Below are 22,096 nucleotides of genomic sequence, written 5' to 3'. Positions count from 1 at the left end.
TTCCGCGAGGTAAAACGACGAACTTCTTCGTTTTCGAACGCGTTCCGCAACGCCGAGCTAGAAACAGCAGAATCGTGGTTGCAAGCCTTCGCCGTCTGGCACAATTCATGCCAAACTTAACACGACCATTCGCTCGGGTACCGAGGGCGACCACGCCCTCCAGAACGGTCGCGCAGTCACGACGCCCTCGTTCGACGAGCTCTTCGACCTCCTCGCGGAGAGCCGACGCCGGTACGCACTCTACACGCTTATCGGAACCGAGGACGGTCTCGCCGAGGTCGAGCAACTGGCCGACGAAGTGGCCATGTGGGAGGCCCGGACCGGCGACGAGCCGATCACGGACGCCCGCCACGAGGCTATCGCCGAGGAGCTTCGGGAGACCCACCTCCCCCGTCTCGGCGAGGCCGACATCGTGGAGTACGACGAGCGCAGCGATGTCGTACGTTACTGGCGACAGCCCACGCTCGAAGAGTATCTCGAACACACCCACTACAAAGAGTTCCCGAACGAATGACCGCGGCCGGTCGCGCTGGCGCCCTTCTTCGGACTCGTATCGAGTAGCGCCCGCGGCCGAGAAGCACCGCCCCGCCGACCACCGTCAGTCCCCGCTGACGCGCCCTCCGTTCTTCACGTCGCTCGCTCCGTATCGTCGCTCTCGTTTCGTATCATTTCGCCGAGTACAGAACCAGACCGCGAGGAGAAGCGCGCGACGAGAAAAGCACGCCGAGGAGAACGGTCCCGACGAGCGGGTCAGTAGCCGCGCTCGATGAGGTAGTCGGCGATGCCTTCCAGCAGGTCGCGCGACTCGTTTTCCGGGAGGACGGTGAGTCGGTCTTTGCCGCGCGTGACCAACTCTTGGGCCGTCTCCTTGGCGTAGTCGATGCTTCCGGCCTCCTCAAGGCGGGCGACCGCCTCGTCGATTTCGGCCTCCGTGACCGACTCCACGTCGTCGGTCTCGACCAGCGAATCCACGTCAACGCCCTGCTCGCGGGCGTGAAGCGTGATGATGGTCTGTTTGTTCTCCACGAGGTCGCTCCCGCGCTGTTTGCCCAACTTCTCGCTCGGGACCGTCAGGTCCAGCACGTCGTCCTGAATCTGGAATCCCCGGCCAACGTCGATACCGTACTGGTACAACTCCTCGACGGTCTCGTCGTCCGCGCCGAGCAGGATGGCCGGGATGGTCGCCGCCGCGCCGTACAGCACCGCGGTCTTGTCCTTTATCATCTCCAGATACTCGTCGGGGACGACGTTCGGGCGCTCTTCGAACGCGATGTCGCGAGCTTGGCCCTCGCAGATGTTGGTACACGTCGTCGCCAACACGTCGGTCGCTTCCACGACGCGCTCGGGGTCGGCGTCGGCTTCCACGAGTATCTCGAACGCCTTCGAGTAGAGCGTGTCGCCCGCGAGAATCGCGGTCTCGGTGTCGTACTCCCGGTGGACCGCGGGGACGCCCCGGCGCAGGTCGTCGTCGTCCATGATGTCGTCGTGGATGAGCGTGAACGACTGGATGACCTCGATTGCGACCGCGGCGGACATCACGTCCACGCTGTCACCGTCCCTGTCGGGGAAGTCCCGATAGTCGATGCTCTCGGGGGTGGCGTCTACGTCCGCGAACGCCTCGGCGACGAGCAACAGCACGGTCGGCCGGAGGCGCTTGCCGCCCGCGTCGAGCAGGTAGCGGACCGCCTCGTAGAGCCGTTCGGGCTCGTCCACGGGCAGGTCCTCCTCGATGGCGGCGTTGACGATTTCCCGCCGCTGTTCGACCGCCCCAAGCACCTGCTCTTCCAGTGTCTCGGCGCTCGCGTCTGTCATGTTACTCGGCGAGTTGGATGAGGTTGCCGTTGCTCGTTACGTGGAGGTCCCGGCCGAGTTCGTAGCCCTGACTCTCACAGAGGCTCACGTACGGCGCGAACCCTTTCATGTCTTGGTGGGCCGGGATGATGTTCTGGGGCTGGAGCGCGTCTATCATCGCGTAGTGGCCCTCCTCGCGGAGGTGACCCGACACGTGGATGTCGTCGTAGATGCGCGCGCCCTGCATCTTCAGGAGGCGCTCGGACTGGTAGCGCTGCCCCTCGTTGGTCGGTTCCGGAATGACGCGGGCCGAGAAGATGACCTTGTCGCCGTCTTCCAGTTCGTACGGTGTCTCGCCGCGGCCCATCCGGGTGAGCATCGCGCGCGGCTCGCCCTGATGGCCCGTGACGATGGGGAGGTAGTTCTCCTTGCCCTCCTTCATGATTCGCTTGAACGTTCGGTCCACGGACTTGCGGTGGCCGAACATCCCCATGTCTTCGGGGAAGTCAACGAAGTCGAGTCGTTCCGCGGTGCCCGAGTACTTCTCCATCGAGCGCCCGAGGAGTACCGGCTCGCGGCCGATGTCGTGGGCGTACTCCACGAGACTCTTGACGCGGGCGATGTGGCTGGAGAACGTCGTCGCCACGATGCCGCCGTCGTAGTCCTCGACGGAGGTCATCACGTCCTTGAGGTGGCGGCGAGCGACCGACTCGCTCGGGGTGCGGCCCTTCCGGCCCGCGTTGGTACAGTCCTCGATGTAGGCCAGCACGCCCTCGCCCTCGCGGCCGATTTCGCGGAACCGCTTCATGTCGATGGGGTCGCCCAGCACCGGCGTGTGGTCCATGCGCTTGTCGAGACCGTAGACGACCGCGCCCTCCGGCGTGTGGAGGACGGGGTTGATGGCGTCGATGATGGAGTGGGTCACGTTGACGAACTCCAACTCGACCTTCCCGGAGTCGCCGATGGACATCGTCGAGCCAGCTTCCATCTTCACGAGGTCGTTCTCGACGCCGAACTTCTCCTCGCCCTGAATCTGCTGTTTGACGAGTTCGATGGTGTACGGCGTCGCGACGACCGGTGCGTTGTACCGGTGGGCCAGCTTCGAGATGGCCCCGATGTGGTCCAAGTGGCCGTGAGTCGGGACGATGGCCTGCACGTCGCCTTCGAGGTCCGACATCACGCGGTCGTCCGGGATGGCCCCCATGTCGATGAGGTCCAGACTGTGTAGTTTCTCTGTCTCGACGTTGTCGTGGAGCAGTACCTTCGAGAGGTTCAGCCCCATGTCGAAGATGACAACGTCGTCGCCTGCGCGAACGGCAGTACACTGCCGTCCGACTTCTTCGTAACCGCCGATGGTTGCAATTTCGATTTCCATAGTTTCACCCTAGTGTACGCAAAGCCACCGTTCGTGACGAAGCCGCGTCCGTCTGCGTTCCTGCGGCGGAGCCGCGTCGTTTCTTCCGTGGCAAGGCCACGCTACGTGGGAGACCCACGCTACGTGGGAGACCCACGCTACGTGGGAAACCCACGCTACGTGACAGCGCCACACTACACGGCAAGGCCACGCCGATGGCGTCCGTACGCACGTAAACCTGCTCGGAGCGACGCGGTCCCCGCCGTGGCGTCTTACAGCCATCGGTGGGACCGCGCGGTGGCAGTGCCACGTCCTCCGAGCTATCGGTCTATGCGGGCTTTACGCTTCCCGGTAATAAAAACTGCCGGGATTGACCGACCGGGAGAAACGAACGTGCGCGACCGAGAAGCACAGCCCCCGAAAATCCCGTCAATCGTCGTCTTCGCCAGACTCTCCGCCCTCCGGCGATTCGGGAGCGTCGGGGAGGTCCGCGCCCGAGGAGTCCGCCGAGCGCCGTCGCCAGAGCGCGACCACCCCGACGACCGGGAGGCCGAACGCGACGAGGTACGGGAGCGCGTACGCCGTGCCGACCGCCAGTCCGCGCGCGACGACCACGACGCCGCTGGCCGACGAGACGAACGCGGCGACGAGGCCAGTGTCGTACCACGCGGCGCTCTGTTGGGCGGTCTGCTCGGGCGGACGCTCGTGGAGGCGGACCGTCAGCGTCGAGTAGGCGACCTGTCGGTTCAACGACTTGCGCTGGGCCTCCAACTGTTCGATTTCGGACTGGACCTCCGAGAGGCGTTCTTGGACTTCCAGAACGTTCTCGGTGTCGTTGGCCTCGGCGTAGAGGTCGCGCAACTCCTCGCGCTGGGCCTTCAGATTCGTCAGTCGCGCCTCGATGTCCACGAGTTTCTTCGTCACGTCCTTCGTGCTGGTGCTGGCCGCGCGGACCTCGCCGGTCGCCTTGGCCCGCGCGACGAGCGCCGAGAAGTTCTTTTTCGGAACTCGCAGGACGAGTTTCCCGTTCGTCCACGTCCGGTTCCCGCGCGTCTCGACCTGCTGGGCCGAGTCGCTGACGAACCCGCCGAGTCGTTCGGTCTGGCGCGTGAGGTTCCGACGAGCGTCGTCGTAGTCTTCGACCGTCACCTCGACCGTCCCGGTCCGAATCAGCGCCCGGTTCCGGGCCGCCGCGTCGCTCTGGGAGTTCGTGCCGCCGCCGTCGCTCGCGCGCTGAGTCGCTTCCGCGTCGGTCGATACGTCGAGATTCTGCCCCGAGGTCGCTTGCATCGCGGCGTCGCCCCCGCTGCCGGAACACCCCGCGAGGAGAACCAGCGAAGCGAGTACCAGCGCGAGCGCCCACCGTCGCGCGCCGCCGCCTCCGAGTACACTGTCGCGTGCCATAGGTCGGTTGTCATATTCTACCACCGTAAACCTGCGGATGAGTGAAACGCGCGTTTGACCTTCGCGGGCACGAGCGCGGAGAATCGGCCCGGTCTCGGCACGAAATTGGAACAACGCATATACCGGTCGGCGTCTCCGATGTACGTATGACAGACACAGCGTCTCGGTCGTGGACTCGCCGCCGACTCCTCGGCGTCGGCGGAGCGACCGCGCTGGGTTCGCTCGCGGGTTGTATCGGCGGTCGCTCCGAAAGCGAGGAGTCCGGCGCGTCGCCCGAGACGACCGGCGGGACGACCGAATCGACGACAGGAGCGACCGGAACGGCGACCGCGCCGCTCGGGGGTCACTCGGCCGCGGCGGGTCTCGCCGCCCAACCGCGGTTCGGCCCGCCGCCGTCCGAGGCCGAGGGAACCGTCGTCGCCTTCGAGGACCCCTCCTGTACGCGATGCGCGGCCTTCGAGCGCAACACGGTGCCGAAGATACGCGAGCGACTCGGCGACCGCGTGTCGTTCGTCCTCCGGAGCTACCCCGTGGTCTACCCGTGGGGCGAACCCGCGACGCAGGCCATCGAGTCGGCGTTCGCCCACGAGATGGCGAATTCGGACTCCGACCGCGACCCGCCCGCCGACGCCTCGACCGCCGCGCGACCGGGGTTCCGACAGGGGTCGGAAGCGACGTGGGCGCTCGTCGGCCACTACTTCGAGACCCAAGAGCAGTTCGACACGAACAACGTCTTCGAGCGAACCAGAACCTTCCTCGCCGACGAGACCGACCTCGACGCGGAGGCCGTCGTCGCCGACGCCGAGGAGAACGTCCACGACGACGCGGTGCAGGCCGACCTCGACGCCGGGAAGAAGGCGGGCGTCGGCCAGACGACCCCGACCGTATTCCTGTTCCGCGGCGACGAGTTCCGGACCAGCGCGAAGGGGAGCATCAGCTTTCAGGTCGTGAAAGCCGCGCTCGGGGTGTGACCGTGAGTCTCGCCGGACTCCGGCGGCTCCGTCCGCGCCTGCCGACTCGCCCCGACGACTGGCGACTCATGGGTCGGACCGCGCGTCTCGTGTTGGCTGGCCCGGTCTACGCCGCGCTCACCGTCGTCACCGCCCTGCTGGCGCTCTCGGCGTTCGTTCTCGGGCAGAACCTCGCGCTGGCGGAGTTCGCGCTGACCGCTCCTATCGGACTCGGCGACCGCGCGACCATCCTGTTCGGTCTCTACCCCCTCCTCGGCACGAACTACGGGCCGGTCGCGGAGGTCCTGCTCGTCGCCATCGCCGCGCTCGCGGGCGTGGACGTGGCGATGGTCGTCTACCACTTCCGGGAACACGGGGTCGGACCGAGCGAGCGAGAGCGCGCTGGCGGCGGGGCCGCGGGCGGAAGCACGGTCGGTCTCGTCCTCGGCGCGCTCGGCGCTGGCTGTGCCGCCTGCGGGTCGGCCGTGCTGGCGGGACTCCTCTCGTTGTTCGGCGTCGCGGGCGCGGCGACCCTGCTCCCCTTCGACGGACTGGAGTTCTCGGTCCTCGCGCTGGTCGCGCTCGTGCTGTCCATCTACTGGGTCGCCGACGGGATGCGCGGCGGCGAGATTCGCGGCTGTCCGATTTGAGGCTCCCCCTCTCTTCGGCGTTCGGCCGCTGGCCGAACGCATTTGTAAGTCGTCCGTGAATCGGCTCTCGTGAGCCGTGACCACGCCGACCCCGAGCGGGCGGGGCAACTCCATCACGTCGAACTGTACGCCTCGGACCTCGATGCGTCGGTCCCGTTCTGGGACTGGTTGCTCGGGGAGTTGGGATACGAACCGAAGAACGACTGGGAGGCCGGTCGCTCGTGGATTCGCGACCCGACGTACGTCGTCCTCGTGCGGGCCGACGAGTCCGACCACCCCTTCGACCGTGACGCCGCCGGACTCAACCACCTCGCCTTTCACGCCGCGTCCCGCGAGCAGGTCGATGCGATTACGGAGGGCGTCCGCGAGCGCGACGACGCGGGTCTCCTCTTCGAGGAGCAACATCCCTTCGCTGGCGGCTACTACGCGCTCTACTGCGAGGGCCCGGAGGGAGTCAAAGTCGAGGTTGTCGCCCCCGAGTGACTTCACAGTCGCCGAGCAACGGGTCGCAGTCGCCGAGCGACGGCCGCGGTTCGGGGCCGTCCTATCGGAACTCCGGCAGGACGTTCTGCTCGTAGAACTCCATGGCCTCCTCCTGCTCCGGGCCGATTTGGTGGACGTACACGTGGTCGTAGCCCGCGTCCACGAACTCCCGGACGCTCTCGACGTGGGCCTGCGGGTCGGGGTCGGTCACGATGCTGTCGGCCTCGCGCACGTCCTCCTTCTCGACCATCTGGCAGGCCTGCTCGAAGAACTGCGGCGTGGCGAGTTCGGTGGCGAGTTGCCCCGGCAGGAGGCTGTTGGGCCAGTACTCGTGGGCGGTCTCGACCGCCTCGTCCTCGTCGTCTGCGTAGCAGACCGTGAGCTGACTGAACTTCGGTCCCTCGCCGCCGTCCTCCTCGAAGGTCTCGACCACGTCCTGCGGGCCGACCGACCAGAAGCCGTCGCCCAAATCTGCGGCGTGGCTCGCGGTCCGGTCGCCGTACGCCGACACGCAGACGGGCGGATTCTCGTCGGGCAGGGTGAACAGCTTCGCGTTCTCGACGGTGTAGTGGTCGCCGTGGTGGCTGACCATCTCGCCGGTCCAGAGCTTCCGAATCACCTCGACGGCTTCTTCGAGCATGTCGAGGCGAACGTCGTGGGGCGGCCAGTGGTCGCCGAGGACGTGTTCGTTCAGGTTCTCGCCGGTCCCGACGCCGAAGTAGAACTGCTGGCCGGACTCCTCGAACATCGTCGCTATCGTCGCGGTGGCCTGCGCGAGAATCGCGGGGTGGATTCGGACCGTGGGACAGGTCACGCCGACGCCCACGTCCAAGTCGTCGGTCGCCGCGGCGACCCCGCCGAGCGTGGCCCACGCGAACGGCGCGTGGCCCTGCTGGCCTATCCACGGGTGGAAGTGGTCCGAGATGGAGGCGAAGTCGAAGCCGTGTTCTTCCGCGCTGACCGCGTGACTCACGAGGTCAGTCGGGCCGTGTTCCTCGCTGGAGAGCGTGTAGCCGAGTTCGACCATGGAGTTGCCACGGGAGGGTCGGGCAAGGCGGTTGTGGCCACCGGATCCGAATCGTTCCCGACCCACCGAAAGGCGTTTCAGTTCGGTATGAAATATCCCATCTGACATGAGCCCGCCCGGCGACTCCTCCAGTTTCCCGCGACCGCTGGCCAGACACACTCCGGACAGTTCTCGGTGGCGACGACGCGTCGCCGGAATCGCGGCCGTCGGGGCCGTCCTCTCGCTGTACGCGACGTTCGCCATCGTCTCCGGCGTGAAAAGCGGCGTCGTCTACAATCTCCTCGCGCTCCTGTTCGGCGTGCTGACTCTCGTTTTGCCCGTCGTCGCGACGACGACGCTGTTCGCGCCCGACTCGGGGCTGACTCGGGGCGACTCCTCGGCGTCGAGTTCGACTCGGACGGACGACTCACGCGAGGAGCGTCCGGTCGAGACGCTGAAACGACGCTACGCCGCCGGGGAGATCGGACAAGACGAGTTCGAGCGACGACTCGACGGGGTGGTCGAAGCCGACGACGACCTACTCGACGGGGCGGACGCCGATTCGGTCGAGAACCCCGTCGGCAGGGCGACCGAACTCGACTCGACCGGACAGTAGCGACACTACCTGTCCACAGACCCCAACACGATGTCGAGGCTCCCGAGCGCGGCCACGAGGTCGGGCACGTACTCGCCCTCGGCCATCGCTTCGAGCGCGTGGAGGTTGTTGAAACACGGACTCCGAATCTTGAACCGGGCTGGCTTCGAGGTCCCGTCCGACCGGATGTAGATGCCCATCTCGCCCTTCGCGGCCTCGACGGCCCTGTAAACCTCCGTGTCGGGGTCGGGCTTGAGCGTCCGGGGAACGTTGGCCTGAATGTTGCGCTCGTCTTCCGGCCAATCCTCCAGCATATCGACGCACTGGCCGATTATCTTCGCGGACTCCTCGACCTCCTGCATCCGGACCAGCACGCGCGAGTAGTTGTCACCGTACGGTTCCGTGACGACGTTCCAGTCGAGTTCGTCGTAGTAGCCGTAGGGGTCGTCGCGGCGCAGGTCGTAATCGACGCCCGAACCGCGGGCCACCGGGCCGGTACAGCCGTAGTCCTTCGCGGTCTCGGCCGAGATGACGCCGGTATCGACAGTCCGTTTCTGGAAAATCTCGTTCTCGGTCATCATGTCGTGGTACTCCTCGACGTGCTGGGGCAGTCCGTCGAGGAAGTCCCGAATCTTGTCGAAGAACTCGTCGCGGGGTTCCGGCAGGTCCCAGACCACGCCGCCCAACCGGAAGTAGTTGAACATCATGCGCTGGCCCGTGAGGTCTTCGAGGATGTTCTGGACGATTTCGCGGTCCCTGACCGCGTACATGAAGATGGCCGTGAAGTCGCCGTACACGTCGAGCGCGAACGTGCCCAGTGCGAGCATGTGGCCCATGATGCGGCCCAACTCGGTCGCCATCGTCCGGATGACTTGGGCGTACTCGGGCACCTCGATGTCCGCGAGCGCCTCGGCGGTTCGGGCGTAGGCCCACTCGTTTGGCATGTTCGCGGTGTAGTCCCAGCGGTCGGGGTACGGCATTATCTGGTAGCGGTAGTTGTCCTGCTCGCACATCTGCTCCTCGCACCGGTGGAGGTAGCCCACGTCGGGTTCCACGTCGGCGACCTGCTCGCCGTCCAGCACCGTCTTCAGGTGGAGGACGCCGTGGGTCGCGGGGTGGTGGGGTCCGATGTTGAGGAACATCGTGTCCGACTCGCTCTCCTCGTCGCGGGCGTCCTCGGCGAGGGGGTTGACGTGCTTCTGAAGAGTGACGACTTGCGGCTTGTTCTGGTCGTAGTCGTCGGTCAGTGGGTGGCCCTGCCACGTCTCGGGCAGGAGGATGCGCCGCAGGTCCGGGTGACCCTCGTACTCGATACCCACGAGGTCGTAGGCTTCGCGCTCGTGCCACTCGGCGGTCTTGTACACCGAGGAGGCGCTTCGATTCCACGGCTCCTCGGGGTCGGTGGGGACGACGACGCTGACCTCGTGGGTCGGGTCGTCGTACTTCTTGAGGTGGTAGATGCTCTCGTAGCGGTCCTCGTACTCTTGGGCGGTCAACAGCGAGAGGTGGTCGAACCCCGCCTCGTCCTTGAGCGTCCGGAGGACCGACTCGGCGGCGTCCGGGCGCACGACGAACCCCTCGGCGTTCAGGTGGCTCTCGCGTCCGAGTACGCGGTCGCCGAGGAGGTCTTCGAGACGGTCGTAATCGACGCCGGGTCGCGCTGGCGCGCCGACCTCGGGGTCGGTCTCGGGGGCGTCGCTCATCGCGTCCCACCCGCTTCGCGGTCGGCCCGCCGCTCGGCCCGAATCGGTGTCCTGAACAGTCCCATTCCCGGCCGAAAGTCGGTGCCGCGCGTCAATAGTGCTAACGTCTGTCACAGTCGGCGCGTCGAGCGAAAAAAGGCGTCTTCGGACGATTGCACGAGTCGTTCGGGCGTTGGCGACTGGCGGACGAGGGCTATCGCCGCGACTCGCTCTGCTGGTCGTGTTGCTCCTCGCCGCGCATCATGGTCTGCTGGACGGGACTGAATCCGCTCTCGGAGCTTCCGCCGTACTGGTTCTGGCCCTCCTCGCGGCCGGTCTGTTGGCCGTGCTGTCCGTGGCCGGTCCGGTCGCCCTGCCGACCGGATTGGTGGTGCTGACCGGACTGCTGGCCGCTCTGGATGTCGCTCCCGAACTGCTGGTGCTGGCTGGACTGGTGGCTCGTCCGGTCGGACTGCCGACCTCCGTGCTGGCTCCCGGACTGGCCAATCTGACTGCTCGACTGGTCGGTCCGGCCGCTCTGTCGGCCGGTCTGCTGTCCGGACTGCTGTTCGTGACCGGAGTACTGGCCACCGCTTCCGCCGTGTTGACTCAGTTGGTGAACGCCGCTCCCGGACTGGCGGCTCTGCCCTCCTCGCTCCTGATTCTGGCCGACTTCGTGACGCTGGCTACTCTGGTGGCGACCGGTCCGTTGCTGGCCGCGCTGGTTGCTCCCGTATCGCTTGCCCTGCTGGCTCCCGGACTGTTGTTGGCCAGTTTGCTGGTGTCCACCACCCTGCTGATGTTGACCGCTCTGCTGGCCTGTCTGCTGGTGCCGACCTGTCTGCTGGTGTTGACCGCTCTGTTGGTGTCCCGCTTGCTGGTGCTGGCCAGTCCGGTGCTGGCTCTCCTGCTGTTGGCGTCGGCTTCCGTATCGCTTGCCCTGCTGACTACTGCTCTGGTGCTGACCGGTCTGCTGTTGGCCAGTCTGCTGTTGGCCGTTCTGCTGTCCGAACTGCTGTCGGCCCGCCTGCTGTTGCTGGCCGGACTCGTGGCCGCGGCCGGTCTGGTGCTGGCCGGGCAGGTTCCGCTCGGACTCCCGTCGTCCGGACTGACTTCGCTCCCGCCCGCCCGCCGAGTAGCGGCCGCCTCGGGTGTCACCTTCGCCCTGCGAACTGCGCTCGTGGCTTTGCTCCTCGGTGCGTCCCCAATCGCTGCGGTTTTCGTGTGACATCGTGTTTCTCCCCACCAGAGCGACCACAGGACTTTCCTTATGTGTACTGGGCGGATTCTGACAAAAATACCGTCCGGCGTCGGGGGAGCGGCGATTTCGAGGGACTGAGAGCTACCAGTTCGGCTCCGCGGCGTTCGCCGGAGGTAAGCAGTCTTAAGACGGGCGGCCTACACCTCTCTCACATGGAACCACGGGACCTCTCTTCGCACACCGTGTATCAGGCCGGGCGGGGCATCGAGGAGGTCGCCCGCGACCTCGGATTAGACCCCGACGACCTCGTGAAACTCGCGTCGAACGAGAACCCGTTCGGCCCGAGTCCGGCCGCAGTCGAGGCCATCGAGGAGGCCGCGGGGTCGGCCCACTCCTACCCCAAGGCGTCCCACGCCGACCTCACCGAGAAGGTGGCCGACCGGTGGGGCGTCGCGCCCGCGCAGGTCTGGCTCGGCAACGGCGGCGACGGCGTGTTGGACTACCTCGCTCGCGCGATGCTCGACCCCGGCGACGAGGTGCTGGTGCCCGAACCGGGCTTCGCGTACTACGGGATGAGCGCGCGCTTCCACCACGGCGAAGTCGCGCAGTACCACCTCTCGAAGGACGACGACTTCGCGCTGGACAGCGAGACCGTCCTCTCGGAGTACGACGGCGAGCGCATCGTCTACCTGACGAGTCCGCACAACCCGACCGGGAACCGGTTCGCGTTGGACGCGATAGAGACCGTCGCCGACGAGACCCGCGACGACACGCTCGTCCTCGTGGACGAAGCCTACGGCGAGTTCCACGACGGCCCGAGCGCGGTCGAACTCGTCGAAACGCGGGACGACGTGGCCGTCCTCCGGACGTTCTCGAAGGTGTACGGCCTCGCGGGCGTCCGCCTCGGCTACGGCATCGTTCCGGAGTCGTGGGCCGACGCCTACGCTCGCGTCAACACGCCCTTCGCCGCGAGCGAAATCGCCTGCCGGGCGGGACTCGCCGCGCTGGACGACGACGACCACGCCGAGGAGACCGTCGAGACCGCGGCGTGGGCGCGCGAATACGTGTACGAGCATCTGGACGCGCCGACGTGGGAGAGCCACGCCAACTTCGTCCTCGCGGAGGTCGGCGACGCCGAAGCGGTCGCCGACGAACTCCAGCGCCGAGGAGTCATCGTCCGGGACTGCACGAGTTTCGGCCTCCCCGAGTGTGTCCGCATCACTTGCGGAACCAAAGACGAGACCCGGCGCGCGGTCTCGGAACTCAACGAGGTGCTGTCGTCGTGAGAGTCGTCGTGACCGGGACGCCCGGAACCGGGAAAACGTCGGCGGTCGAAGCCCTCGAAGCCGACCCGGCGTTCGCCGACTCCGGTCTCGAAGTCGTCCACCTCAACGACCTCATCGAGTCCGAAGACCTCTGGACGGAGCGCGACGACGAGCGCGACAGCCTCGTGGCGGACCTCGACGCCATCGCCGAGCGAATCGGCGAAATCGCCGACTCGTCGGGCGATAGCGAGGACCTCCTCGTTGAGTCGCACCTCGCCCACCACCTCGACGCGGATAGAGTGGTCGTCCTGCGGTGTCACCCCGAGGAGTTGGAGCGCCGCCTCACCGAGCGCGGCGAGTCCGAGGCCAAGGCCGCGGAGAACGCCGAGAGCGAAGCCCTCGACGTAATCCTCTCGGAGGCGGTGAACGCCCACGGCGTCGAGAACGTCTACGAAATCGAGACGACCGACCGGGACCCCGACGCGGTGGCCGACGCGATTCGGGCCGTCGTCGCGGGCGAGCGCGAACCGAGCGCGGGCGACGTGTCGTACATCGACTACCTGTGAGGTGCTGATACGATGACTTTAGACCAGTTCCGACACGTCGCCGACCGGATGCTCGACCCGTTCGTCTCGCTCTCGACCAGACTCGGCCTGACGCCCGATTCGGTGAGCGTCGTCGCGTTCGTACTCGCCGGGGGCGCTGGCGGCGCGTTCTATCTGGGCGGGGACGAACCGCTCTGGTATCTCGCCGGAGCGGTCCTCGTCTTCCTCAACGGCTGGCTCGACCTGCTCGACGGCGCGCTGGCCCGCGAACTCGGCACCGACTCGAAGGCGGGCGACCTGCTCGACCACGTGCTGGACCGGTACGCCGACATCGTGGTCATCTCGGGTCTCGCGGCCGGACTCGGCCGGTACGCCCTCGGTCTCGCCGCCGTGACGGGCGTGCTGATGACCTCGTATCTGGGCACGCAGGCCCAAGCGGTCGGACTCGACCGCGTGTACGGCGGCCTCCTCGGGCGGGCCGACCGCCTCGCGCTCATCGGCGTGACGGGCGCGCTCGCGGCCTTCGTGACGGCGACGCCCGCGGGTCTCTCGGTGGTCGCGTGGTTGCTCGTCGTCTTCGCCGTGGTCGGCCACTTCACCGCCCTCCAGCGGTTCTACTACTCGTGGCGGGCGCTGGCGTGACCCGACGGTTCAGTCACCTTTTTCAACCCGGATAGTGTCAAAACAAACCGGAGTCCAAAGAGTAATGACGGACGAACGTCCGGGCGAATCGGGTATCAACGTCGAGTTGGACGACATCCTACCAGCGAACAGTCACATCGAGATGGACGAGTTCCTCGAAGTGGCCGAAGAAGTAGACTCGCTGTTCGAGTTGAGCCGCGAGACCCGCCTCTCGCGCGAACGGTGTCGCCGGATTCTCAAGTACTTCGAGCGCGACGGCGAGGTCAAGCAGGGCTTCGGCTATCTCCGTGACAAGAGCGACGACGACCGCGTGCTGTAGCGCGGTGGGCTCGAATCTCGCCGCCGCTCGGCGATTCTCGCGGCGTGGAATTTAAGAGCGCCGACAGACTACCCTCTGGCATGGTTCAGTGTGAGATGTGCGGTGCCGAGACGAGTTCTCCCAAGACTATCAAGGTTGAGGGGGCCGAGCTGGACGTTTGCGACAACTGCTCGGAGTTCGGGACCGAGGTCAAGACTCAAGACGCTAGTTCTTCGTCTACGAAGTACTCGACCAGTTCGTCGTCTTCCAGCAGTTCCTCCTCGTCGTCGTCGAGTACGTCCTCTAGCTCCTCCCAATCGCGGCGCTCGGACATGTTCGACGACATGGACGAACTCGCCCAAGACTACGACGACCGCATCCGGAAGGCCCGCGAGAACACCGGGATGAGTCAGGAGGACCTCGCGGACGAACTCAACGAGAAGGCCAGCCTCATCCGGAAACTCGAACGGGGCGACGTGCTCCCGAGCGACGAGGTCCAGACCAAACTCGAACGCGAACTCGACATTTCGCTGAGCGCGGGCGGGTCCGCCGACGACGACGAGGAGTGGAGCGGCGGCAGTTCCACCGGCGAGTACACCCTCGGCGACGTGGTGAAGCGCAAGGACTGACGACCGACTCACGAACGCTCGGCCGACCGACCACCGCGGCGTGCGCTCGACTCCGCAACCGACGGGACTGCGCTCGGTGACGCACTCCACCGGCAGACGCTCGACTCCGCAACCGACCGTGTGGGTGGACTGAAAGGGGCCGCCCGGTCGCGTTTATACAGTCGTCTGGCCGACCGCTATCGAGGCGTGGCCCGAGCGAAGCGAGGGCCGCGCCGAAGATATGTCGGCCAGCGACCGCGAGCGGGCGGGGGCTTTCGAGGCGTTCACCATCACGATTCCTACGGCCGTTTCCACGAGATTTCTATCTTTGCGTAGCGGGCGGGGCTTTCGAGGCGTTCGTCGTTTCGGCTCTGACGGCCACTCCGGAGTCGAATCCAATTTGTATCGAACGGGAGACTTTCTACACGCTCCTCTCTGAGTTCCTTTCGACGGTCGTGCCTAGCTGTTCTCGCAACCTATTAGTCCGGCCCGACGAACACTCGGGGTATGAAAGTCGTCGTCAACCTCAAGGCCTACCCCTGCGATTCGGTCGAAGTCGCCACCGCCGCGCGCGACGTGAGCGAGGAGTCCGGCGTTCCCATCGCCGTCGCGCCGCAGGCGGCGCTCCTCGAACGCGTCGCCGAGACGGGCGTTGAGACGTGGGCACAGCACGTCAGCGCGGTCGAACACGGCAGTCACACCGGTTCGACGCTCGCGGAGGCCGCCGCCGAGGCGGGTGCGACCGGGACGATGCTCAACCACTCCGAGCGCCGCCTCAAACTCGCGGACATCGACGCCGCGCTCGCGGCCGCCGAGCGCGTCGGTCTCGAAACCTGCGTCTGCGCGAACAACCCCGAGCAAATCGGTGCCGTCGCGGGTCTCGGTCCCGACGCCGTGGCGGTCGAACCGCCGGAACTCATCGGCACCGGCACGCCGGTCAGCAAGGCCGACCCCGACATCGTGACCGACGCCGTGGAAGCGGCCGAGGAGGCCGACGATTCCGTGGCGGTCTACTGCGGCGCGGGCATCTCGACCGGCGAGGACCTGACCGCCGCCCAAGACCTCGGTGCCGAGGGCGTCCTGCTGGCCAGCGGCGTGGCGAAGGCCGACGACCCGAAGGCGGCGCTCGAAGATTTGGTCGCCCCGCTGTAGTCACGCTTTAGAAATATTTTTATTTCTTTTGATTTCCTTTATGCTGCGTAAGAGTGGGTGGAGGTATCTTCCCGTGAGTTGCGATGTGTAACCGACCGTCGAGAGTCGTCGCGATGAACGCCTCGAAAGCCCCCGCCCGCTCGCGGTCGCTCAGCGACATATCCGCGCCTCTCCGCACCGCCCGGCGCGGATAGTGGTCGCTGAGGTGACTGAACTGAACGCGAGCGGGCGGCCCCTTTATCCCACCCGATGGTGGGCGTGTCGGCGAGCGTTTGCGATAGTCCGTGTTACCGAGCGTATCTTTGGCGGATGGACGGTCGAGCGTATCCGCGGTGGGACGTGTCACCGAGCGCAACCGGGCGACCCGCCCGGCCGCGCCCGGCCGAACCCGACGCCCCTTCCGCAATCCACAGGTTGAACTGCGCTCGCCGAGAGTCCGGAATCGTGACAGAGAACGTCAAGCGGTACTTCACCGCGCGACGGACGGTAGCGCCGACGCTCTCGCCCGACGGTCGAATCGCGTTTCTCGCCGACACGACCGGCACGGCGCAGGTCTGGACCGCCGAGGAGGCCGCCGGATGGCCGCGCCAGCGCACCTTCTACGACGAACGGGTCTCGTTCGTCTCGTGGTCGCCAGCGGGCGGCGCGGTCGTCTTCGGGAAGGACGCCGGAGCGGACGAACACGACCAACTGTTCCGCCTCAACCCCGCGACCAACGCCGTCGAGCAGTTGACCGACGACCCCGACGCCATCCACAGTTGGGGCGCGTGGCACCCCGACGGCGACCGCATCGCCTTCGCCGCCAACCGGGACGACGCCGCGCGATTCGACGTGTACGCGATGGACGTGGGCGGCGACGCCGCGGACGGCGGCGACCCGGAACTCGTCGCCGAGAGCGACGAGGAGGGCTTCCTCGAAGTCGAGGCGTGGGACGGCGACCGCCTCGTCGTCCGGCGCTCGCGCGCGAGTTCCGACGACGACCTCTACGTGGTGAACGCCGAGACCGGCGAGCGCCGCCACGTTACGCCCCACGACGGCCACGTCCGCTACCGCCAGCCAGCGTTCGGTTCCGACGGTGACGCGGTCTACTGCCTGAGCGACGCCAACGCCGACGCGAAAGAACTGGTCCGCATCGACCTCGACTCGCTCGCCGTCGAGACGGTCGTCTCCGGCGGCGAGTGGAGCATCGACCGGTTCGCCCTCGACGCCGAGTCGGGCCTTCTCGCGCTGACCCGGAACGTAGACGGCTACTCGGAGTTGCGCGTCGGGCGACTCAGTGACGCGACCGACACCGGAGACTCGTCGTTCGCCGACGGCTCGCTCGCGGCCGCCGAAATCCCCGACGGCGTGGTCCACGACCTCGCGGTCGGCCCGGCGGGCGAGCGCGTCGCCGCGACCGTCTCGACGCCGGACCTGAACCACTCTATCTTCGTCGCGGACCTGCCCGAGGGCGTGTCGGCGGAGACCGGTTCCGTGTCCGCCGAACGCTGGACGCGACCCTCGCCGGGCGGCGTCGCGTTGGACGCCTACGATTCGCCGGACCTCGTGCGCTACGAGACGTTCGACGGAAGGCAGATTCCGGCGTACTTCACGCTCCCCGACGGCGTAGAATCGGGGTCCGAGGAGACCGATGTCCCCGTCGTCGTGGACGTACACGGCGGCCCGCACCACCAGCGTCGGCCGTGGTTCCGACCCATCCGCCAGTACCTGCTGGACGCGGGCTACGCCGTCTTCGAACCGAACGTCCGGGGGTCGTCGGGCTACGGGAAGGCGTACGCCGCGCTCGACGACGTGGACAAGCGCATGGACTCGGTGCGGGACATCGCGGCGGCCGTCGAGTGGCTGGCCGACCGGCCCGAAATCGACTCCGAGGGCGTGGTCGCCTACGGTCGCTCCTACGGCGGATTCATGGTTCTCTCGGCCATCACGGAGTACCCGGACCTCTGGGCCGCCGCGGTGGACTTCGTGGGCATCGCCAACTGGGTCACGTTCCTCGAAAACACGGGCGACTGGCGGCGCTCCCACCGGGAAGCCGAGTACGGCTCGCTGGCCGACGACCGCGACTTGCTGGCGTCCATCAGTCCCATCCACTCGGCCGACGAGATTCGGTGTCCCCTCTTCGTCCAGCACGGCGCGAACGACCCCCGCGTCCCGGTCGGCGAGGCCCGCCAAATCGCCGAGGAGGTCCGGTCGCAGGGCGTGCCGGTCGAGACGCTGGTCTTCGAGGACGAGGGCCACCACACCACGAAACTCGGCAATCGCGTCGAGATGTTCGAGAAAATCGCGGCGTTCTTGGACGAACACGTCTGAGTTCGGGCGACTGACCGTCCAGAGGCGAACGTTCCGCGATTCGTGTCCGACTACACCAAGACCCGGCGCGCGCTGGCGCGGCCCGAAGTGGCCGCGTCATCGTCGTGCGAGGGATGAGGACCACAGGGAGCGAAGCGACCGAGGACCGCAATCGGTTGGGGAGGGTGTGGCCCGCGGTCGCGGTGCGGCGCGGTGCTGTGCGGGGCGGTCAACTCCTTCGAGTCGGCATCGGGGATGTTCGCGGTGGGGTTTGCTGTCACGCCACGGTTCACGGTCACGGTGCGATTCGTGGTCGTGGTGCGATTCGTGGCGTGCGGTTCGCTAATTCGATTACCGTCACCGCGAACAAATCTGTCACTCCTCCGGATGAATACGCTCTACTCGCCTTCGAGGATAATCCAGTGGTCGTCGTCCTGCTTTTCGAGGACGGACTCCTCGCGCATCCGGACCACGTAGCCGGTGGGGGTGTTCTCCAACTCGTGGTCGGGACGCACTCGGACGAGATTGCCGAGTATCCGGGCCGAGGGCGGTTTCTGGGCCGCGCCGCAGTCGTAGATGGTCAGCAGTTCGGTCTCGCGCTCGTCGTAGACGACGACGTAGGCGTGCTGTGGGAGACGCCACCGGTCCTCGCCCGCGTCCGCGAGTTTGTTCATACGGACTCTCCGCGGGGAAGCGTAAAAGGCTCGGCCATCCTCATCGCTCGTCGTCGCGCAACGACCGCACGTACGGCCGGAGCAACTGCGCGACGCCGAGGAGACAGTACGCACCGAGCGCGAGCAGGAACTCGTCGTCCGGTCGGTCGCCGAAAAGCGTCATCCCGCCAAGTAGCACGAGTCCAGCGACTAGCATCACCGCGCCTTCCTGTTGGCTGGTCACGTCCTCGAAGAGATGCGTCAGTCGGTGGGCGGCCAGCACGACCGGCAACGAACACGCGATGACGACGGCTCTGGCGAGTCCGAGCGGGCCGTCGGCGTTCGAGACGCCCGCGACGAGCGCGCCGACGAGGACAGCGCCGAGCAGCGCGAACGCGGCCGTCTGGCGTCGGTCGAAGCCCCACCGCTCTCGTAGTCGTCGTGGCATCGTCTTCAGTTGGACTGCGTTTCGCTGTCGGACTCCTCGGCGGGGTGTTCGAGACCCTCGACCAACCGATAGATGGCGTCGGACTCGTCTCGCTCGCGCGGGTAGACGCCGACCGGCACGACCACGTCGCCGCCGCGCTCGGCGACGGCGAGGAGGACCCGGACCGGGACGGGTTCGTCGCTTCCTTCGCGCGCGCTGGTGAACGTCGCGTCGAAGACGCCGAACTCCGCGGACTCGCCCAGCAGGTCGCTCTCGGTCGTCTCGACGCGGGTCACGTCCGCGAAGTCGCCGTCGCCGAGGACCGACGAGAACGCCTTTCCGACCGCGCCTTCGCCGCTACTCGTGGAGAACGTCGTCACGAGCGCGCCGTACTCGAAGCTCGAAATCGGGTTCAGTTGCGTGCCCTTCGCCTCCTTCGTCGGCGACGACAGGACCTCGAACCGGGCGAGACCGCCGTCGCCGACCGACTTGCGATAGCGCGAGAGCCACCACGTCGCCTCGAAGTCCGCGACGTAGGGGAACGCCGACACCTCGGTCGCGAGCGTGTCCGGTTTCGTCTCGACGTGCGTGAACCCCGCGTCGTCGGCCGCGGAGTCGTCCACTGCGGCGGGTGAGGCGTCTGCGCTCGCGCTGACTTTGATAATTCCCTGACAGCCCGCGAGTGCGGTCGTGCCCGCGGCACCGATGGCACCGAGGAGGCGTCGTCGTGTTGGCATAGGAGACCGTTCAGGCGGACGGCTTATAAATCGGACAGCACGCTCGCAGAGCCAGCGACTCCGTTACCGACCCGGTGCCACGAGGAAGCGGAAATACGAAGCGGAGGAGCTACCTCTCAGGAACTCCCCTCCAGTTTCTGCTGAATGTGGTCGAGAACTTCGCCGTGTTCGTGTTGCGGACTGAAGAGAACGAACTCCGCGTCCTCGTCGGCCCGGACCGTGTGTCCCGGCGGCCAGTAGAACACGTCACCGCCCTCGTCGGCTTCTTCGCTCCCGTCGGCGTAGGCGACGGTCAGCGCACCGCTCACCACGTACCCCCAGTGGGGCGACTGGCAGAGGTCGTTCTCCAGACCTTCCAGAAGCGGAGTGAGGTCGGTCCCGTTCGCTACCGTGAAGTGTTCCGCGGCCATGTCCCCGTAGTCGGTCGCGTCACCGAAGTCGGGCTGGTGCTGAGCTACAGCGTCCGGGCTGTCTATCTTGGTCGGAATGTCTTCTTTCGCTACTTTCATCGGTCTCCTCCGGGCGAAGCACTCGATTCGGCGTGACGACGCCTCTCCTCCGTAGCTTCTCCTCGAGTACTTCGGGGACACTTCGCCGCGCAGTTCGTTAGTTGTTACCATTTACCAATCAAGGCTCACTCTACGCCTGCTATACTCCGCGACCGCCCTACTCCGCGTCGGGTAACTCGTCGGCGACCGCTTCGAGGGCCTCTTTCCGGGTGTCGTCGTCCATCTCGCCGTCGGTCAGCGCCGCCAGCAGACTCGGCAGGGCCGCGACGTACTCGCCACCCCCGGCGTGCTGGACGAACCCGCGCTGGCGCAGGGTGCGGTTGTGGTTGTAGGCGAGTTCCCGGTCCTCCGGGCCGCCAGCGGCGACGTGGGTCTCGACGGGAGTCGCGGGACCCTGCCGGAGGTAGTGGGCCAGCATCGCGCGCTCGACCGGTTCGAGGTCGTCGAGTTCCGTCCGGATGGCGTCGATTGGGGTTTCCTCGCCGCTCGCGTCGTCGCTCGACTCGGCGTCCGCCGACTCGGCCTCCGTCGGCGCGGCCGCCCTCGCCTCGGCCTGCTCGAAGCCGCCCAGATTGGCCTGCTGTGCCTGCTCGCCGGATTGTTGCACCTGTTCGCCGGTCCGGTGGCCCTGCGGGGCCTGCGCGCTTCCGCCGTGCATCGCCGGACCGCCGGTATCGACGTAGGGGTTCGCGCGCCGGTTCTGGGAGGTGTCGAGCATCGCCTTGGCGAACTTGTCGGCGACCTCCTCCATCTCGCGGGCCTCCTCCAGTTGTCGTTCGAGGTCCTCGATGTGGCTCTCCTTCTCGCGGAGTTGTTGCTGTAACTCCTCGATGCGGTCCTCGCGCTGGCTCTCCTCCTCGCTTATCTGGCGCAGGTCGCTCACGAGGTCGTCGCTGACGGACTTCAAATCCGGACGCTCGAAGTCGTCCAGCCCCGGCGTCGCTCCGGCGTCGAACGTCTGCTTGCGGTGGAACTTCACCCGGCGGGTCTCCTCGGACCAGTCGGTCGTCATGAACGCCTCGCCGTCGCCCATGTCCTCGATTGCGTCGGCGTACTCGCCCCCCAGAATGCGCCGCACGACGTTCGTGTCGTTGTTCCACGTGAGTCGGTGCCACACCAGCCAGTCGCACTGCGTGATGAAGTCCTTCTTCACGTCGGCCGGGCGCTGGCTGATGCCCGCGATGCCGAGTCCGTGCTTGCGCCCGCGCTTACCGATTTTGATGAGCATCCGCCCGCACTCGTCCATTCCGCCCCCTTCAGGGATGTACTCGTGGACCTCCTCGACCACCATCAGGAACGGCTTCTTGAGTTTCTTCTCCTTGGCGAACAGCTGTTGGGCGACCGCCTTGAGGAGTTCCTTGCCGTCCTCCTCGTTCAGGTACCCCGACACGTCGAGGATGATGGGCACGTTGTCCTCCAGCGCGAGCGAGGCCAGCCGCTCGGCGTGTTCGGGGTTGACTTGGATGTCGCACTCGTCGTCCGCTCCGGCGTGTAAAAGTTCGTACTCTTCTTTGAGACCGTAATATTCACCATCTGTGTCCACGAGAATTACCGGATATCCACCGTCTAAGAGCTTCTCGGCCACGACGCTCATCGTATTGGACTTACCGGACCCGGACTTTCCGGTGATAAATGCTCTGCCAGTCAACACTTCCACGACCGGCAACTCGACGGGGTCGCCGGGGTCGCCAGCGGTGCCCCCTTTCCCGGCGCTCACCTCGGCCACGTCGATGGTCTCCTGCGACATTCTTGCGGGCTACCTCTCACCGGGCCACCATAAACTGTCGGGGCGTCGGCGCTGGAGTCGGTCGCGGCCCGAAAGTCGCGCCACTCGCCCGACAGAACACCTTTCCGG

Annotated in this window: 24 protein-coding genes and 1 pseudogene; 14 read left to right on the top strand and 11 right to left on the bottom strand. The window is 66.6% G+C overall.

The features are described from left to right. Both EPL00_RS07945 and EPL00_RS24300 read left to right on the top strand, forming a co-directional pair. Nucleotides 1-120 (top strand): annotated as a pseudogene (locus EPL00_RS07945) (IS6 family transposase); the annotation flags it as partial. Continuing rightward, the gene (locus EPL00_RS24300) at nt 104-514 is read left to right on the top strand and encodes a DUF7344 domain-containing protein (RefSeq protein ID WP_449405121.1); all 411 of its coding nucleotides are present in this window, start codon (nt 104-106) and stop codon (nt 512-514) included. The pseudogene EPL00_RS07945 and the gene EPL00_RS24300, both read left to right, overlap by 17 nt. A 236-nt stretch (nt 515-750) precedes the next feature. Here the strand turns inward: EPL00_RS24300 and idsA3 are convergent, their stop codons facing one another. The 3 genes from idsA3 to EPL00_RS07925 form a co-directional block, all read right to left on the bottom strand. Next, entirely contained in the window at nt 751-1,812 is a 1,062-nt protein-coding gene (gene idsA3 / locus EPL00_RS07935) for a geranylfarnesyl diphosphate synthase (RefSeq protein WP_135851016.1), read from the bottom strand. 1 nt (nt 1,813) lies between these two features. Beyond that, on the bottom strand, nt 1,814-3,166 hold the full coding sequence (locus EPL00_RS07930; RefSeq protein ID WP_135851017.1) for a ribonuclease J: 1,353 nt from the start codon (nt 3,164-3,166) through the stop codon (nt 1,814-1,816). 408 nt (nt 3,167-3,574) lie between these two features. Continuing rightward, nucleotides 3,575-4,549 carry a DUF4349 domain-containing protein gene (locus tag EPL00_RS07925; RefSeq protein ID WP_135851018.1) on the bottom strand — a complete coding sequence of 325 codons (975 nt, stop codon included), beginning with the start codon at nt 4,547-4,549 and terminating at the stop codon, nt 3,575-3,577. 146 nt (nt 4,550-4,695) lie between these two features. On the opposite strand from EPL00_RS07925, the gene EPL00_RS07920 reads away from it, so the two are divergent. The 3 genes from EPL00_RS07920 (at nt 4,696) to EPL00_RS07910 (ending at nt 6,632) form a co-directional block, all read left to right on the top strand. Further along, the gene (locus EPL00_RS07920; RefSeq protein WP_135851019.1) at nt 4,696-5,520 is read left to right on the top strand and encodes a DsbA family protein; all 825 of its coding nucleotides are present in this window, start codon (nt 4,696-4,698) and stop codon (nt 5,518-5,520) included. Between the two features lie 68 nt (nt 5,521-5,588). Beyond that, nucleotides 5,589-6,149, top strand: coding sequence for a hypothetical protein (locus tag EPL00_RS07915; RefSeq protein WP_135852429.1), 561 nt, complete (start codon nt 5,589-5,591; stop codon nt 6,147-6,149). Nucleotides 6,150-6,218: 69 nt separating this feature from the next. Next, nucleotides 6,219-6,632 (top strand): VOC family protein, encoded by a 414-nt coding sequence (locus EPL00_RS07910; RefSeq protein WP_135851020.1) that lies wholly within the window; start codon nt 6,219-6,221, stop codon nt 6,630-6,632. A gap of 61 nt (nt 6,633-6,693) precedes the next feature. Here EPL00_RS07910 and EPL00_RS07905 read toward each other — a convergent pair whose 3' ends face one another. Next, entirely contained in the window at nt 6,694-7,659 is a 966-nt protein-coding gene (locus tag EPL00_RS07905; protein ID WP_135851021.1) for a TIGR03557 family F420-dependent LLM class oxidoreductase, read from the bottom strand. Between the two features lie 106 nt (nt 7,660-7,765). On the opposite strand from EPL00_RS07905, the gene EPL00_RS07900 reads away from it, so the two are divergent. Next, the gene (locus tag EPL00_RS07900) at nt 7,766-8,254 is read left to right on the top strand and encodes an SHOCT domain-containing protein (protein ID WP_135851022.1); all 489 of its coding nucleotides are present in this window, start codon (nt 7,766-7,768) and stop codon (nt 8,252-8,254) included. Between the two features lie 5 nt (nt 8,255-8,259). On the opposite strand, the gene EPL00_RS07895 is transcribed toward EPL00_RS07900, so the two are convergent. Further along, a complete protein-coding gene (locus tag EPL00_RS07895; protein WP_135851023.1) occupies nt 8,260-9,936 on the bottom strand; it encodes an NADH-quinone oxidoreductase subunit D in 1,677 nt (558 codons plus the stop codon). Between the two features lie 172 nt (nt 9,937-10,108). Between EPL00_RS07895 and EPL00_RS07890 the strand changes: the two genes are divergently transcribed. From EPL00_RS07890 to EPL00_RS07865, 6 genes are all read left to right on the top strand, one after another. Beyond that, on the top strand, nt 10,109-11,143 hold the full coding sequence (locus EPL00_RS07890) for a hypothetical protein (protein WP_135851024.1): 1,035 nt from the start codon (nt 10,109-10,111) through the stop codon (nt 11,141-11,143). A gap of 185 nt (nt 11,144-11,328) precedes the next feature. Beyond that, entirely contained in the window at nt 11,329-12,402 is a 1,074-nt protein-coding gene (gene hisC, locus EPL00_RS07885) for a histidinol-phosphate transaminase (RefSeq protein WP_135851025.1), read from the top strand. Next, on the top strand, nt 12,399-12,947 hold the full coding sequence (locus EPL00_RS07880; RefSeq protein ID WP_135851026.1) for an adenylate kinase family protein: 549 nt from the start codon (nt 12,399-12,401) through the stop codon (nt 12,945-12,947). Before hisC ends, EPL00_RS07880 begins: the two co-directional genes overlap by 4 nt. A 12-nt stretch (nt 12,948-12,959) precedes the next feature. Continuing rightward, nucleotides 12,960-13,568 (top strand): CDP-alcohol phosphatidyltransferase family protein, encoded by a 609-nt coding sequence (locus EPL00_RS07875; RefSeq protein ID WP_135851027.1) that lies wholly within the window; start codon nt 12,960-12,962, stop codon nt 13,566-13,568. Nucleotides 13,569-13,632: 64 nt separating this feature from the next. Beyond that, the gene (locus EPL00_RS07870; RefSeq protein WP_135851028.1) at nt 13,633-13,887 is read left to right on the top strand and encodes a hypothetical protein; all 255 of its coding nucleotides are present in this window, start codon (nt 13,633-13,635) and stop codon (nt 13,885-13,887) included. 80 nt (nt 13,888-13,967) lie between these two features. Continuing rightward, nucleotides 13,968-14,495, top strand: a complete 528-nt coding sequence (locus EPL00_RS07865) for a multiprotein bridging factor aMBF1 (RefSeq protein ID WP_135851029.1) — start codon at nt 13,968-13,970, stop codon at nt 14,493-14,495. Nucleotides 14,496-14,648: 153 nt separating this feature from the next. Here the strand turns inward: EPL00_RS07865 and EPL00_RS07860 are convergent, their stop codons facing one another. Continuing rightward, complete coding sequence (locus EPL00_RS07860) at nt 14,649-14,789, bottom strand: hypothetical protein (RefSeq protein ID WP_162224179.1); 141 nt, start codon at nt 14,787-14,789, stop codon at nt 14,649-14,651. A 192-nt stretch (nt 14,790-14,981) separates the two neighbouring features. Between EPL00_RS07860 and tpiA the strand changes: the two genes are divergently transcribed. Next, nucleotides 14,982-15,626, top strand: coding sequence for a triose-phosphate isomerase (gene tpiA, locus EPL00_RS07855; RefSeq protein WP_135851030.1), 645 nt, complete (start codon nt 14,982-14,984; stop codon nt 15,624-15,626). A 444-nt stretch (nt 15,627-16,070) separates the two neighbouring features. Further along, entirely contained in the window at nt 16,071-17,936 is a 1,866-nt protein-coding gene (locus EPL00_RS07850; RefSeq protein ID WP_135851031.1) for a S9 family peptidase, read from the top strand. Nucleotides 17,937-18,313: 377 nt separating this feature from the next. Here EPL00_RS07850 and EPL00_RS07845 read toward each other — a convergent pair whose 3' ends face one another. The 5 genes from EPL00_RS07845 to EPL00_RS07825 form a co-directional block, all read right to left on the bottom strand. Continuing rightward, the gene (locus EPL00_RS07845; protein ID WP_135851032.1) at nt 18,314-18,589 is read right to left on the bottom strand and encodes a hypothetical protein; all 276 of its coding nucleotides are present in this window, start codon (nt 18,587-18,589) and stop codon (nt 18,314-18,316) included. A 40-nt stretch (nt 18,590-18,629) separates the two neighbouring features. Then, nucleotides 18,630-19,016, bottom strand: coding sequence for a hypothetical protein (locus tag EPL00_RS07840; RefSeq protein WP_135851033.1), 387 nt, complete (start codon nt 19,014-19,016; stop codon nt 18,630-18,632). 5 nt (nt 19,017-19,021) lie between these two features. Continuing rightward, entirely contained in the window at nt 19,022-19,732 is a 711-nt protein-coding gene (locus EPL00_RS07835; protein WP_135851034.1) for a DUF6517 family protein, read from the bottom strand. A 116-nt stretch (nt 19,733-19,848) separates the two neighbouring features. Further along, entirely contained in the window at nt 19,849-20,241 is a 393-nt protein-coding gene (locus EPL00_RS07830) for a cupin domain-containing protein (RefSeq protein ID WP_135851035.1), read from the bottom strand. Between the two features lie 157 nt (nt 20,242-20,398). Beyond that, nucleotides 20,399-21,988 carry a helicase HerA domain-containing protein gene (locus EPL00_RS07825; protein ID WP_135851036.1) on the bottom strand — a complete coding sequence of 530 codons (1,590 nt, stop codon included), beginning with the start codon at nt 21,986-21,988 and terminating at the stop codon, nt 20,399-20,401. Between the last annotated feature and the right edge of the window lie 108 nt (nt 21,989-22,096).

This window comes from Halorussus salinus (assembly GCF_004765815.2).
Lineage (GTDB): Archaea > Halobacteriota > Halobacteria > Halobacteriales > Haladaptataceae > Halorussus > Halorussus salinus.
This window is presented reverse-complemented; position numbering and strand designations above follow the sequence as displayed.